Source organism: Bifidobacterium sp. ESL0728 (assembly GCF_029392015.1).
GTDB lineage: Bacteria > Actinomycetota > Actinomycetes > Actinomycetales > Bifidobacteriaceae > Bifidobacterium.
In genome coordinates this window covers 320,488-335,854 of the sequence record NZ_CP113925.1, presented here as the reverse complement: position 1 = coordinate 335,854, position 15,367 = coordinate 320,488, and the positions used below count along the sequence as shown (strand labels likewise).

Annotated in this window: 8 protein-coding genes; 1 reads left to right on the top strand and 7 read right to left on the bottom strand. The window is 57.8% G+C overall.

Going from position 1 to position 15,367, the window contains the following annotated elements:
• Window positions 1-351: 351 nt before the first annotated feature.
• The 5 genes from OZX67_RS01035 to rsmI all read right to left on the bottom strand — a co-directional run bounded on the left by OZX67_RS01035 (window position 352) and on the right by rsmI (window position 9,191).
• Window positions 352-3,102 (bottom strand): KUP/HAK/KT family potassium transporter, encoded by a 2,751-nt coding sequence (locus tag OZX67_RS01035; RefSeq protein ID WP_348519606.1) that lies wholly within the window; start codon window positions 3,100-3,102, stop codon window positions 352-354.
• 239 nt (window positions 3,103-3,341) lie between these two features.
• Window positions 3,342-4,298, bottom strand: coding sequence for a TatD family hydrolase (locus tag OZX67_RS01030; protein ID WP_277143330.1), 957 nt, complete (start codon window positions 4,296-4,298; stop codon window positions 3,342-3,344).
• 194 nt (window positions 4,299-4,492) lie between these two features.
• Window positions 4,493-6,052 (bottom strand): MFS transporter, encoded by a 1,560-nt coding sequence (locus tag OZX67_RS01025; protein ID WP_277143328.1) that lies wholly within the window; start codon window positions 6,050-6,052, stop codon window positions 4,493-4,495.
• A 105-nt stretch (window positions 6,053-6,157) separates the two neighbouring features.
• On the bottom strand, window positions 6,158-7,609 hold the full coding sequence (locus OZX67_RS01020) for a glycoside hydrolase family 27 protein (RefSeq protein WP_348519615.1): 1,452 nt from the start codon (window positions 7,607-7,609) through the stop codon (window positions 6,158-6,160).
• Window positions 7,610-8,036: 427 nt separating this feature from the next.
• Window positions 8,037-9,191, bottom strand: coding sequence for a 16S rRNA (cytidine(1402)-2'-O)-methyltransferase (gene rsmI, locus OZX67_RS01015; protein ID WP_277143324.1), 1,155 nt, complete (start codon window positions 9,189-9,191; stop codon window positions 8,037-8,039).
• Window positions 9,192-9,707: 516 nt separating this feature from the next.
• Here rsmI and OZX67_RS01010 point away from each other — a divergent pair.
• The gene (locus tag OZX67_RS01010; RefSeq protein ID WP_277143322.1) at window positions 9,708-10,532 is read left to right on the top strand and encodes an alpha/beta hydrolase; all 825 of its coding nucleotides are present in this window, start codon (window positions 9,708-9,710) and stop codon (window positions 10,530-10,532) included.
• Between the two features lie 486 nt (window positions 10,533-11,018).
• On the opposite strand, the gene xylA is transcribed toward OZX67_RS01010, so the two are convergent.
• Together xylA and OZX67_RS01000 are read right to left on the bottom strand one after the other, a co-directional pair.
• Complete coding sequence (xylA, locus tag OZX67_RS01005; protein ID WP_277143320.1) at window positions 11,019-12,362, bottom strand: xylose isomerase; 1,344 nt, start codon at window positions 12,360-12,362, stop codon at window positions 11,019-11,021.
• Window positions 12,363-12,833: 471 nt separating this feature from the next.
• Complete coding sequence (locus OZX67_RS01000) at window positions 12,834-15,146, bottom strand: glycosyl hydrolase family 65 protein (RefSeq protein WP_277143318.1); 2,313 nt, start codon at window positions 15,144-15,146, stop codon at window positions 12,834-12,836.
• Between the last annotated feature and the right edge of the window lie 221 nt (window positions 15,147-15,367).

The following is a 15,367-nucleotide window of genomic DNA, read 5'->3' as shown; positions in this document are numbered from 1 at the left end:
TCCTGCTTTAACCTCCATGATTACCAAGTCGAAATTATGCTGTGAGAACATGCGATTACCGTCCTCTCGATTTATTCGAAGCTCCGATAATCCTTATATCAGTAAGTTGGCTTTTGGCGGCGTGCGGCACTTTCTAAAGTAGAGGCTACGTAGGTTTTCGGGTTAAATGTCAGAATGTGGGCTTTTTATGGGGTCTGAGGCCTTGCGGAAGTAAGCGTTTCGAGGGTTTTTCTTCTTCACGGTCGAAGAAGGTCCTGCGGAAAAGAATACGAAAAGTGCGCCACCCGTATTTGACGGCTGACGCACTTTAACGGTGACACCCGAAGGCTATACGGCTATCGAATTATTCGATTATGACAGCTTCCCGGATTTCTTGGCAGCGGTATCGGGACGCGGCATGACCTTGGTCTGCTCGCCGGTATCGGCTTTCTTGCGTTTGGCCTCACTGCCGTGGCCGGTATCGTCTGCGGAAGCGCCGGCCTTGCCCTCCGCGTCCTGCATTTTCTGCAACTTGACGGATTTGGCAAGATTGCCGAGGCCCTTGCGACCTTTGGCGAGTTCCTCGCTATCGATACCGTGGCCGGTCTTCTTGACAGCAGTTGCGCTGCCGGCTGCACTCGCCTTGGAACGCGTGCGCTCCGTCTCCGACTTGCGAGCAGTGCCACCCGCTTTCGGCTCGTGGGATTCCACGCGGCGTTTGCCGGTGGTGGCACGCAGCGCCACGCGCTTGAGCCTCGGCGGACGACGAGTGGATACGAAGAGCGGCTGCACCTCGACCACCGGATTGTAGGGGGCCAGGCCGAACCACTTGACCGGCGAACCGGCCACGCGACGGATGGAATACTTCATCTTGAGCGACAGCGACTCGCGGGCCGTCAGCTTCGATTCCGGCATCAGGGCCTTGTGCACGAGCACGTACCGCACGGTGCCGATATCGGGATCCGCGTCGACCTTCGGATAGACCGACTTCTGCTCAGGCAAATCACCGGAAGCGGACAAATCGTGCATAATCTGATGGATATAAGCGGGAATCGATTGCGAGACCTTGAAACCAAGCTTGATACGCACGCGGAAAATGTAATCCGTACCGAAATCCTCGACCGAATACTCGCGCGTGAACGGCTCGTCCGTGGTCACCACGGAAACCGCCCACCAAGCACGCGCACGCTTGGGATGATCGGCGAAAATCGAGAAGAAGATGTCCGTGTCAAGGCGGTGCATCTCCCAATCGGAGGTCAGGTAAACGATGTTGTCGGCGAAATACGGGATGCGGAAATCGTCATGCAATTTCGCGAGCGCGGGCTTGAAATCACGCGGCTTCATATGCCGACGCTGGCTGCGTTCGATCTTGGTCGCGTCGTTCCATGTAATCATAATCAGGAGGATCAACGCCGTCAGAAGCATCGTGAACCAGCCGCCATGCAGGAACTTTGCCATGGAAGCGACGAAGAACAGCGTCTGGATGGCAATGAACACCACGAAAAAGATGATGGCGAACACGCGATTGTGCTTGAACCAGAGATAGACGGTGAGCAAGATCGTCGTCGTAATCATCGTGACGGTGAGTGCCAGGCCGTATGCCGCGGAAATGTGCTCGGAATCCTTGAACAGCGCGAGCACGGAAAGCGTCGCTATACACAGCACGACGTTGACCACAGGGATATAGAGCTGGCCGCGTGTACGAGCCGGGTAGCGCACCTGAAGATGCGGCATCCAGTTGAGGCCGGTGGCCTCGGAGACCATCGTGAACGCACCGGTAATCAGCGCCTGCGAAGCGATTACGCCTGCCGCGACGGAAAGAATGACGCCGACGTAACGCACGTTTGGGCTCATCATCTCGAAGAACGGGTTGACGTTGCCAAGCGCGGTGTTGCCTTGGTTGCGCAGCATCCACGCGCCCTGCCCGAAGTAGTTGAAAACGAGTGAAACGAAAATGAAGGGCCAGGTGAAGTAGATGTTGCCACGGCCGACATGACCCATGTCGGAGTAAAGCGCCTCGGCACCGGTGGTCGAAAGGAAGACCGTACCCATGATGGCCAGGCCCGCAAGATTGTGCTTGCTAAAGAGGAATTCGATGCCGTAAACCGGGTTGATGGCCGCGAAAATGCTCCAGTCGCCACTGATGTTGACGATGCCGGTCAGCGCGAGGAACGCGAACCAGACCATGACCACCGAGCCGAAGACCTTGCCGATACGCTCGGTGCCGCGCGACTGCACACAGAAGAGCAGAACGATGATGATGACGGTGATGACGAGGGTGATATTCGCGTTCTCGTGGAACATAGGCTCGAAAAGCGGGATGGTCTTCAAGCCTTCCACTGCCGAGGAAATCGAGACGGCCGGGGTCAAGACGGAATCGGCGAGGAACGCCGCACCGCCCAGCATCGCCGGGATCACCAGCCATTTGCCGTGGTGACGAATCAGTGAGAAGAGCGCGAAAATGCCGCCTTCGCCTTTGTTGTCGATACGCATGGCGACCAGCACATATTTGATGGTGGTGATTAGCGTGATCGACCAGAAGACCAACGAAAGCAGGCCGAGAACCGCAGGACGGTCGATGTTGCCGAATCCGCCTTGGCCGACGACGAACGCCTGCGAAGTGTAAAGCGGGGACGTGCCGATGTCGCCATAGACCACACCGAGCGCGACGATGGCCATGCCAAGGGTGACCTTGTCCTGGCTGGACTGCATCTTGCGCCACCAGCGGCCGATTGGGCCGTGCGCCGAGGCCTTGGTCAGTTTCTTGGCCTCTTGCTCCTCCTCCTGCTCGTGCTTGGCAATGACCTCGCGCTCCTCACGTGTCAGCGTGTCGCGCGAGACTTTGGGAGCATTGGTGAACGTGTCGGCACGCAACAACGCCTTCTTCTCCGCGCTTACCGCACGTTTCTCCGCTTTAAGAGCCTTTTCCTCGGCGCTGACAGCTTGTTTTTCCGCCTTTGACGCGACCTTGCTGGCCTTGTCGGTTTCCCTGACAAGCTTGCGAACGGCTTTCTTCTCTGCCGGCTTTTTGCCTACGCCACTATTCTCGCTTTGATTCCTGCTGCGACGACGATTTCTTCGATTTTGAGGCTGCTTCGACTCACGATCCTGCGATTGCGCCATGACCTTGCCCTCCAAAACGGGAAAGCGGACACTCCCCCGTATTTATCTTCTTTACAGCCCGGCTACCGGGCGCTCTCGTTTATAAACCAAGGCGATAGTTTAGTCTTGCACCCCAAATAAACCAAAATCAGCCTGAGGGAAGGCTATAAGGAAACTTTCAGAATTAGGCCAAATTGACATAAATTTTCGCAACTGCATATTTTTCACCAAAGACTCGCAAAAATCGCTGTAACTGAGTTTTATACACCGTAAACGACCCTCGTTGTTCGGCGCGTCGCCTCGGCAACTTCACCTATCGGCAAATCAAGGGTGTCCGCGAGCGCTTTCAAGGTATAGGGAATCATATAAGGAGCGTTCGGACGGCCGCGATACGGCATCGGGGTGAGGTAGGGGGCATCGGTTTCGACCATGATATGGTCAAGGCCTACGATTGCGGCGGACCTGCGGATTTCCTCGTTGCCTTTGAAGCTGGATGCGCCGGAAAAGCTGAGGTACCAGCCCTGCTCTTTGGCGATTTGCGCAAGTTGCGTGTCGCCCGACCAGCTGTGGAAGACGGTGCGCTCGGGGCTGCCGTCCTTGAGCAGGGTTTCGATGACCTCTTTGTGGGCGTCGCGGTCGTGAATCTGCATCGGCAGGTTGAGTTCCTTGGCCAGCGCGATGTGAGCGCGGAAGGCGTCACGCTGGATTTCTATCGCGGCCTCGCCGGTGCGGAAAAGGTCCATGCCGGTCTCACCGATGGCGACCACCTGCTCGGGGTATTTCGTGGCCAGGCGATGGACTTCCGCGAGCGCGTCCTCGAAGCTCACGTCGTGCCACGGCTGGTATTTCAGCGGCAATCCGTCGGGGCCGGGGACTCCGCGATGACCGTGCAAGACGGCTTCATTCGGATGAATCGCAAGTCCCGCGTGGACGGTTGCCGGGTGGTCGAGCGCCATCAGCACCGCGACCTTGAGATTCGGCAACTCGCAGCCCACGTCGATGACGCCTTCGACACCCACGGCTTTGGCCTGATCCAAAATCTCATCGACGCTATAAACCGGCACTGGCGGCTGGTCACGCTCGATGGCCTGCCGGTTCATCTCGCACGCGAACGGCACGACGCTCGCCACATGCGTGTGGTCATCGACCACACGCACCCCGTCCGGCAACGCCTCCGGCGCCGGCGCCCAGCTTCGATCCCGATGTTTCTTGCTCATGCCGCCCAGTCTAACGAAAGGCGTAACAGCATGCACCAGCCAAAAGCCGGCAATTCTGCGGTTTTCGGATGTACGCTGCCAGTTTTACCCTAGGAAAATTCTGTAATCCTGCCAGTTTTACCCTAGGAAAATTTGGGATTTCCGCCGATTTCATCCCAGGACATCCGATGTTATCGACCATTTTCATGAGCGACTCAGCGGCCGTAGGGCTGGCCAGTCAGGTCTTCTACCGTGGCGCGAATCGCGGGGTCTACGTCAGCCGGGGCGCCACCGGACTGCACGCGGTTGACTTCGGCCAGTGCGATGGCGTCGGTACGCTTGTCGAGCGTGAAACGGCGGACGATAATCCATGCGATGATGACGGAAATGCCATACCAACCGAACATGAGCGCGGCGAGACCGTTGCACGCCAACTGCGATTGGGAATGCAACGAGGAATTAAAACCGACAGCACCGAGCACGGCACCCACGCAAACCGAGGCGAGACCGGCGGTGCACTGGCGGAAGAAACCTTGGAAGCCGGAGAACGTCGAGCCTCGGTAACGGCCGGAAACCAGTTGGTCGACGTCGGCGATGAACGGGAACACGGCCCACGGCAGATAGCTGGAAAGCCCCTTGGCGCAGAAGAAGAACATCACGCTTGCCACCGCAAACACCGTCCACCACCCGCCCGGCAACGTCCCTTCCAGCTTCCACGCGGCGAAAATCCACGTCAGCCCGACAAGGCAGCCGGCAAAGCCCAACTTATAGAGCCGTTTGGGCCCGAATTTGGTCATCGCCACACCAAACAGCGGCGTCAGCGGCACGGAAATGATGCTCGCGCTGAGCAGCAACGAGGCGAAAGCGGCGGATTTATGCCAATCGTAAATGACGAAGAACAGGAAGGTCTGGTTGAACACGTCTCCGGCGGTCAGAATAAGCAGATAAATGGCCAGGTGACGGCGGAACGACGCGATTTTCAGCGTGCTCGTGTACTCCCCCATCATCTTGGCAATCCGACGACCCCAATCCCGCAAACCGATATGGGAAGCACGAACCCCGTCATGAGCATAGCGGTCAAAGCCGGCGTCGGCGGGAGTCATCTCCCACGTGGCGCGCCAGCAGACCAGCACTTCCAGTACGAAGCACAGCGTCACGCCGATGGCCAGCACCATATAGCCCAACGGCCGACGCTCTCCGAACACCGAAAGCACCAAGCTGCCCATCCAGAGGATGACAGTGCTGGAAGCCCCGGAAATCAGGAGACGAACCGTGGAAAGCTTGGTACGGTCATCAAAACTCGAGGTCATCTCGCCTGGAAGCGTGTTGTAGGCCGAAGCGAAAAGCTGGCCGGCGGCGACCCACAGCAGATAAACGAGGAAATAGACCACGAACGGCAAGCCGGGAACCCACATCAGCATGCCGACCAGCAGCAACGGAGCGGTCAGAAGAATGAAGAAATGCCGGCGACCGAAACGCCGCCCCAAGCCGAAACGGAAGAGGTTGTCGTCGAGCACGCCGAAAACCAACGAGGAAACGCCGCTGATCACGGCGCTCAGGCCCAACACGGACTGGGCGGTGGAGATGGACATGCCGCAGAAACGGGTCCAGAAGAGCACCAGATAGGTACTGACCAAGCCTCCTGACCCGCCGCCGTAGGCGTCGCCGAGCCCGTAACCGATGGCGTCAAGCAGGCTGATGGGCGCACTGCGGTCGCCACGGTAGGGATGGCGGTTCCAGCGGGTGGGGGTGGAGGCGGGATTGGTGGTATTCATGGATTTGAACGATTCCTAACAACTATGTTTGAAGTGATGAATCTATGCGCCTGTGTGTTTGTTTGAGTGTGTGGGTACGTGATTACGATTCGCATGTTTGCACGTTCAGCGATCCAATACAAACCAAAGGACACCGTGCGGCTCAATGGTGCCGCGGATGACACAATCGGAGCCGGTTCCTTCGAGTCTGGCAGTGGAGCGTTCGGTCTCACCGTCTTGGATTCCGGCGAATAAATCGCCAATCGTCCACGATTGTTTGTTTTCGGCCTCGTTTTCGACCTTTTCTTTGTTTTCTGGCCAATAACTTTTGTTTTCCTTATTCTTATCGCTTTTGTCTCTGACATTTTCCAAACCGACTATGCTCTTCAGCTCGATATTGCCCTTGAGCTCGTGCGGCTTGTCGCCCGTCCAGAAAATCGCGGCATAGTATGCGCCCGGATGCGCCGAAGCCGTGCCATCGGCCCAATCAGCTGCATCAGCGGCCCAAACGATCAGGTCACCCTCATAGGTGCTCGGGTCGCCCCACTCGGCATAGATTCTCTCGCGTGTAACTTCGTGGTTGTTGGTCGAGCCTGCGGTCACTTCCCGCAACGCAGGATTGGCAAGCAGGGCGATGGTTTCGGGCGTGCTGGTCGGCAAATCACCACCCACCATCAACGGCGAGCGCCCCATCGCCCAGAGTGCCACCAGCGTACGCCGCTCATCGCGGGTCAGCAGGCTGTCGCGATTGTCGCCGCGTTCCGCACGCAAACCGATATGACCGAGCGGCAGCATATCCGCGTCGGCCCAATGTCCGGATTGCTGGAACGGCGCCCAACGCGCGAGACGAGAGAATTGCTGAAAAACGTCTTCCCACTGGTCCCACAAATCGTCGGAGATGCGCCACATCTCGGCGTTGTCGCGCAGAAAACCGGTATAGGCGGTGCTCAGCCACTGCCCCGGTGAAAGGGAAAGCGAAATCGGATAGCCATATTTTGCCTCGGCCTTGGCGATCGCGCGATGGTAGGCGGCGATCTCATCGTCGTGGAACGGCGACTGCATGTCGTCCACTTTGAGGAAATCGATGCCCCAAGTTCCGAACTGGTCGATTTGCGCGTCATACCATGCCTGAGCTCCGGGATGCTTCTGGTTCAGTCCGTAATTGTCCGGATTCCAGACGCAGACGTGCTTCTTGTCGGCCACGTCCCGTGCGGTGTATGACGTGCCTTTGACCGGCAGGTTGCGTTCGACGGCGAGCTTGGGGATGCCACGCATCACATGAATGCCAAGTTTCAGTCCCAGCTCGTGCACCTTGGCGGCGAGCGGGCCGAAACCCTTGCCGTTTCTCGCACTCGGGAAACGTACCGGATCGGGCAGCTGGCGACCGTATTCGTCAAGAACCAGCGGAGCATCGGTGTTATAGCCGTGAGCTCGGGCGGTCGGATCGTACCAATCGATGTCAATGACCACCGTGTCCCAGCCGACATCTTTCAAGTGCTCGGCCATGAACCGGGCGTTGGCCAGCAACTCGTCTTCGGTAACCGTGGTGCCATAGGAATCCCAGCTGTTCCAACCCATCGGCGGACGCAGCGCCTTGTGCCTGGCCGCGTTTCCCTCGTCTGCGAAACTGTCGGTCTGAGCCGTCATATCAAACCTTTCATCGTTGAATAATGCTGGTTGAACGTATTATCCGCTACCTTCACTGTAGCTTCTGCCGAGTGACAAATCGACATACCTCATCGATTAGGCTAGTTTATTGCCTCGCTCGGCATTCCCATTTGGGTTTCCATGGAACAGAGCGATGAGGCCAGTCATACGGAAACCACACAGGAATCATATAGAATCGGCGGAATACTGATGTTCTTGAATTGAAAATAATCAATCTTCTCATCGAAAAACGGATGTCGAGAAAAGCACGCATCTCGTTTTCACTGCGATTGGCCCACGCGAAATAAGGAATCGGCGTCGGCAGATACATGTGTGTCGGCACGCTTGCTGTCTTTAATTATTCTTTCAATTTCAATGTCGCCGTGTAGATGGCCTTGCGATTCGGGAGGGAGCCGTCGGGGAGCGGATGCTCCTTGACCACCTCGGCGATGGCGTCCTTGATGCGTTCGTTGGTTTTGTTGGCCCGTTCGATGGCGAGCGCGGCCAGATCATCGACACTGAGGACCGTTGCCATAGCTTCTCCGGCCTTGAGGGCTTCATCCTCACTCGCGCCGGCGATAACCAGAACAATTTCGCCGCGCGGCGGATCGTCGATGACCGACTGATGAATCTCGCTGATGGTTCCGCGACGAATCTGCTCGTAGTCCTTGGTCAGCTCGCGGCACAGGGCCATCGGGCGGTTCGGGCCGAACATCTCCAGCAAATCGTCCATCGTCTCGGCGATACGGTGCAGCGTTTCGTAGAAAACGATGGTGCGCCGCTCCCCCAATAGCGAACGGAAGCGCTGGATGCGCTCGTTGTGTTTGCGGGGTACAAAGCCCTCATAGCAGAAGCGGTCGGTCGGAAGACCGGAAAGCGCGAGCGCATCAAGCACGGCGGAAGGGCCGGGGGCACAGGTCACCGGCAGATCGCGCTCGATGGCGCGGTGGACGATGGCCACGCCCGGATCGTTGACAGTGGGCATGCCCGCGTCCGAGACCACCAGCACGGTCGCCCCGCGCTCGACCTCGTCAAGCAGGCCGTCGGCCTTCGAACGCTCGTTGTGGTCGTGGTTGGCGACGACACGGCCACCAACGTGTACACCAAGCCGGTTTGCCAAATCGTAAAGTCGACGCGTGTCCTCCGCCGCAACGATATCCGCACGCTCAAGCAACGCGCGCAACCTGGCCGAGGCGTCGCCCACATTGCCAATCGGCGTGGCCGCCAAAACGACGGTTCCCCGCGGAATCTCGACCATCACACCATCTTCCGCGACTTCGCGCTCCGCATGGGGATTTTCACGAATATCACCTTCGTCAATCGCTTCTTCCGCAACTTCGCGTCCGTTGGTCACACTTCCCGACAGGCTGCTTTCCTCGCCGCCGGTCCCGCGTTTTGTAATTTTGATTTCCTCCACATCACGTTCTTCGGCGCCACGTTCCTCCACATCGCGTTCTTCGGCGCCATCTTCCGTTACATCACGTTCGTCGGTCTCATCCGCCACTGATTCCATATCACTCGTTTCCATACTTTAAGTATCCACCACCACAATGACGCGCAACACATCAACCATTAAACCGTTTCCTACATCGTCATCTATCTTCGTCATCATCAGAAAAATGACGAAGATAGATGACGATGACGAAGACATGTCCATGTGAAATGACCATGAGAGCTGCGCAATAAATCAACGAATCAGTCGCGCAAACCCATAATCGGATGACAAATTGCTCTTCAATAGGGATTTGAACTGCCTCCAATCGGTCACTTCTGCGAGAAACCGGTCAATTCCGCTAGATAGCGTACGTTTTGAAGCCGTAAAACGTACGCTTTCTGGCAGGATTGTCTTGTTTCTAACAGGATTGACCGGTTACCAGCAGGAAAAGGCCATGTTCTTATTGAAAACAGGCACACAAACCGTCGGGCAACCTTCTTAGAATCCGGAAGTAGGAATCAGTTGGTTCGACAGCATCATTGATAATTATTGATAAGGCACGAAAAGACCACTGACTACAAAAAGGGGCATGAAATGCAATACATTACTAAGACCATCAAAGGCATCGACGGGAGCGCAGCGACGCTGACCGGCTATATCATCGACAACTCCAAGGAAATCGACCCAGACCGTCGGCGTCCGGCGGTGCTCATCTTCCCCGGCGGCGGATTCAACAAGGTGACCGACCGCGAGGCCGAACCCATCGCAATGATGGCCGTGGGCGCGGGTGTGCAGGCGTTCGTGCTGCGCTATTCCATCGCACCCTCGCGCTACCCGGTGCAGATGCTCGAAGGCGCAGAGGCCATGAAGCTCATCCGCGAGAACGCCGAGGCCTGGCACATCGACCCCAATGCCGTCACGGTAATCGGCTTCTCGTGCGGCGGCCAGCTTGCCGCCTCGATGGCAACGACCACCGGCGACGACGTGATGCGCGAAAACGGTTACGATCCGGATGAGGTTCGCGCCAACGGCCTGGCGCTGGGCTATTCCGTGCTCACCGCCGGCAAATACACGCACGCGGGCACTGTTGACAAGCTGCTGGGTGAAAAGAAAACCGACCAGAAGATGCTCGACGAAATCTCCTGCGAGAAGCACGTCGACGCCAAGACGCCGACCACCTTCATCTGGCAGACCGTCACCGACGCGGTGGTGCCGGTGCAGAACTCACTGCTCTTCATCAACGCCTGCGTCGATGCCGGCGTGCCTGTCGAAGCGCACATCTTCCCACACGGCCCGCACAGCCTCTCACTGGCCACCGCCGAGACGGCCGCCGTCGGCAACACCGCGCAGATCGAGCCGAGCGCCCAGGTCTGGCCGAGCCTCTGGGCCGCGTGGATCAAGCGCAATTTCGTGAAATAAAGTATCGAAACCGAAGGGCTGGTTTGTGCAATGACGCAGAAACCAGCCCTTTGACGGTAAAACCACAGCATTAAAAACTGACCGCCGTTAAAAGCAAGGCATCCGTAGCATTGAAGCCAGAAAACACTCGTTTCACGCTTCAATGCTACGTAACACAAAAACACTGAGGGACAGATTCGCGCAATGATGCCGTTTTCTGAATAACGCTCAATGTGCAGACCATCAAAACGCAGCTTTAAAGACCAAAATCACTGTTCCCGTCGTTCCGCGCTACACGCACCGAGGAATATACCGCCTCAGAGCGCAAGTTTCCCTGAAACCCAAGAAAGTCGGCCGCCGGATTCTCATTCGGCATCCGAGCCTACATACCCGTTTCATACAAGGCCTTTTGGCCGAAACCGACATTTGGCCGGTCACCCGATTGTGGGTGACCGGCCAAATGCTTATAGAAAGAAAAGTATGAAATGGGACTGCAGTTGCCTGGCCTTACTCGCTCAAGGCTTCGATCATGTAGTTGTTGATCGTGGCCTTGACGGACTCAAGGTGATCGGAGTGCGTGGAGGCGATAAGCTCGCTCTGCGGCTTGTCGATCGCATAGTCCTCAAGCGTGGCCAGCGTGGCGGTGCCGTCTTCGACGGTCTTGCCGATGCCGGAATCGTAGGAGCTGTAACGCTGGGCGACGAGATCCTCGATGTACTTGTCCTCGTGCATCTTGGCGGCGACCAGCAGGCCGGCGGCGAAGGAATCCATGCCCGCGATGTGGGTGCGGAAGAGGTCGATGGCTTCGAAGGAGCTGCGGCGCGGCTTGGCGTCGAAGTTCAGGCCACCGTGAGGGCCGATCTGGCCTTCGGCGAGGACTTCCCACATCACTGCGGTGGTCTCGTAGAGGTCGGTCGGGAACTCATCCATGTCCCAGCCGATGAGCTTGTCGCCCTGGTTGGCGTCCAGCGAGCCGAGCTCGCCGGCGTCACGCGCGATGCGGATCTCGTGCTGGTAGGTGTGGGTGGCGAGGTTGGCGTGGTTGCCTTCGAGGTTGAGCTTGAAGGTGCCCATCAGGTCGTACTTCTGCAGGAACGAGATGGCGGTGGAGGCGTCGAAGTCATACTGCAGGCTGCAGGGCTCCTTGGCCTTCGGCTCGATCAGGAACTGCGCGTTCATGCCGATTTCCTTGGCATAGTCCACGCACATGTGGAAGAACTCGGCCATGTGGTCCTTTTCGCGGGCCATGTCGGTGTTCCAGAGGTTTTCATAGCCTTCGCGGCCACCCCAGAAGACGTAGTTCTCGCCGCCGAGACGCTTGCCAATCTCCAGGCTGTGCTTCAGCTGGGCGCCGGAATAAGCGAAGATGTCGGCGAACGGCGAAGTGGAGGCGCCGTCGACGAAGCGCGGGTTGGTGAAGAGCGATGAGGTGTTCCACAGGAGCTTGACGCCGGTGGACTTCATGTTCTCTTCGATCTTGTCAACCACCTTGTCGAGGTTGGCGTTGGTCTCGCGCAGGGTGTCGCCTTCCGGCGCCAAGTCGCGATCATGGAAGCAGAAGTACTGCACGCCGAGCTTCTGGAAGAGCTCGAATGCATAGTCGACCTTGGCGAGCGCCTGATCCATCGGATCGGTGTACTTGTAATAAGGACGATGTGCGGTGCCGTCGCCGAACGGATCGACGAGCTGCTGGTCGAAGGTGTGCCACCAAGCCACGGCGAAACGCAGCCAGTCCTTCATCGGCTTCCCGGCGACCACGCGGTCGGCGTCATAGTAATGGAAACCAAGCTCTTCCTTGACCCCCTTGTCGTGCCCGACGTACTGAATCTTGTCAACATCCCACAACCCCATAGGTTGCTCCTTTGCACACGTGCCGTCGTTGCAGGCGACATCGATTAATTCGTTTCACCTATATCGTAAGCCGCTTGACCCCATTATGTCAAATCATTTAATTATTGTTTCGGCAAACATTTCTTCCGATAAGCCTATGCTCCGAACAACAAACAATATAGAAAGATACCCACCAACAAATAAAGCGGCGTAAGGGCCCTCCGCCTGCCATTGCAAGCATACGCAGCCATTGCAATTGCGACGATTGTGCATTCGGGAATGTCATAACCGCAGTAGTTTGTTGTATTTGCGACGGTTATCCACTTGCCGGCGTCTCACCTGCAACCGGACATTGCACTTACGACGCTTACAACCACACTGGCGTCGCAAACGCAAGATGCTATCGCAAGTGCGACGCTCTCAGATCAGCTAGCGTCGCATTTGCAACGCTCACAATGTCACCTTATGTCCGAGCAAAACCCAAACATCACTTCAGACGGTACGAAGCTCGCCTTTGACTTTGAGGGTCACCGGGTCACCGGAGACACGGCGGACGGTGACGCCGCCGTGCGTGACGGTGACGACCAGGCGCGAGCCGTGGACGACGAGGCGATAGGTGAGGCTGTCCCACTCGTTCGGCAGGTGCGGGTCGATCGAAAACTCTTCGCCGCCGGAATCGCGCAGGCCGCCAAAGCCCGCCACCACCGACATCCACACCCCGCCGGCCGAAGCCAGATGGATGCCGTCGGAGGTGTTGCTGTGCAGGTTGGCGACGTCGGCGTACAGCGACTCCAAAAAATACTGCATGGCCAAGTCGCCATAGCCGACCTCAGCGGCCAAAATGCACTGCGAGGCCGCGGAAAGCGAGGAATCACCTGTGGTCAGCGGGTCATAGAAGTCGAAATCGCGGCGTTTGACGTCCATGCCAAATTTCGAAGAAAGCAAGTAAAGCGCCAATACGGTGTCGGTCTGCTTCAAGACGCGACGACGATAAATGACAATCGGATGATAATGAAGCAGCAGCGGGCGCTGGGTGTCGTGTTCGAAATCCCATGGTTCACGACGCAGCACGTCGTCGTCCTGAAGGTGGACGCCGAGCTTCTCGTCGTACGGCAGCTTCATCAGCTCGGCCACCTCGCGCCAGCGCATCGATTCGCCGGGCTTGATGGAAAGGCGCTGAACCGCGGCATTGAGCTCGTCGCCGTCAAGCGATTCAAGGGCCTCCGCGGCCTTGCGCAGGTTGAATTGCGCCATGGCGTTGGTGTAATAGTTGTCGTCCACCAAGGCCGTGTATTCGTCGGGACCGGTGACGGTGTTGATATGGAAGGTGCCGTCCCAGCCCATGTAGCCGAGGCTCGCCCACATCCGCGCGGTCTCGACCAGGATGTCGATGCCTTGTGTGGCCAAAAACTCGTGGTCGTCGGTCGCCGAAACATACTGGCAGACGGCGTAGGCGATATCCGCGTCGATATGGCATTGCGCGGTGCCGGCTTCGAAAAAGGCCGAAGCCTCCTCGCCGTTGATGCCGCGCCATGGGAAGAGCGCGCCTTCCACACTCATCATACGGGCGCGTTTGCGGGCAGCCGGCAGCATGCGGAAGCGATAGGAAAGGATATCGCGGGCGCGCGCCGGGTTGGTATAGATAAGGAACGGGACGATGTAGGTTTCCGTGTCCCAGAAGTAGTGGCCGGAATAGCCGGTGCCACTCAGGCCCTTGGCCGAAACGCCGTTCTCAACAGTGGCCGTGGCCTGCGCAAGCTCGAAAAGCTCCCAATGCATCGTCTGCTGGAGCCGCCCGTCGCCGCCGTCGACGATAGCCACGTCCGATTCCTCCCAGAAGCGGGTGAGCCACGCACGTTGCTGCTCCTGTAGACGTTCGAGGCCCTGAGCGACGGCCCAGTTGAGGGTTTGCGCGCAAAGCCTGATGAGTTCGGCGGAGTTCTGAGTGCCGATGGTCGCGACCTCAAGTCCTTTATCGACACCGATGGGATTGATCGGATATGTATTGTATGCGGCGTAACGCAGCACCTGCTTTTCGCCGCCGTCCGGCACTTCAATGTCGAAAACTTCGGGAATCATTTCGTCGCCGGTTTGCTGGCAGAAGCCGACGCCCATCGTAAGCCCGGAATGCAGGCAGTGGAAGGCGCCGAAACTTTCGTCGGCCACGCCTCGGGAAATGGCGTCGACTTCGAGCTTGCGCAGGCCGCCGTCGGCGATCAGGTCGGCCTTGCGCGGGTCGACGGCACGGGAGACCACGGGGTGATCAGTGTTCATCTTGCCCTCGACGTGGACGTTCAAGTCGCGCCCGTGGGCTTTGAAGGTCAGGGCCGTGGCCATCAGGTCGGCGCGGAACAGGCAGACCATGGTGACGATATCGATCTCGAGGCTCACGCCGTCATCGATGTCATACATATAGGAACGGGTGGCAGTACCTTCCTTGAAATCAAGCGTCTGCGAGGTTTTTCGAGGGTTGCTCAGCTCCTTGCCATCCACGGAAAACTTGAAATCCACCGTATCGGGCACGCCCTGCACCACCTGGCCGACGCGCGCGAAACCGTAAGCCTCCTCGGCGTGACGGATGGCAAAGGTCTCGTGGAAACCGCTCAGGAACGTGCCGGAACCTAGATTTCGTGGGGCGTTGGCCTCACCGCGCACGCCGATGGTGCCGTTGGAAAGGGAAAACAGCGTCGCGCTTTCGGCCGTCGGCTCGCCATATTCCGTGAATTTCCACGGATCGATGGGGTAACGGCCGGCGTCAAGCGGGTCGTCCTGCAAGTCCAATTGTCGAATCTCGTTACTGTCCAAGGCTTTCCTCCAACATCGCCGACATTCCCAACATCGTGCCGCACCCCGGATGTCGCCTGACGACATGGCCCATGGTTGGCAGCATGAAAAACACAAGGCTGCCCGCAATCTCACATTATTTGGACAGCCTGCGCATCATTTACTGTTGGCAAGCATACTCCACACGAAGTAATAGCGTGGCCGGGAAACACCATGAGAACATTAACGAAAACTTTTATTCC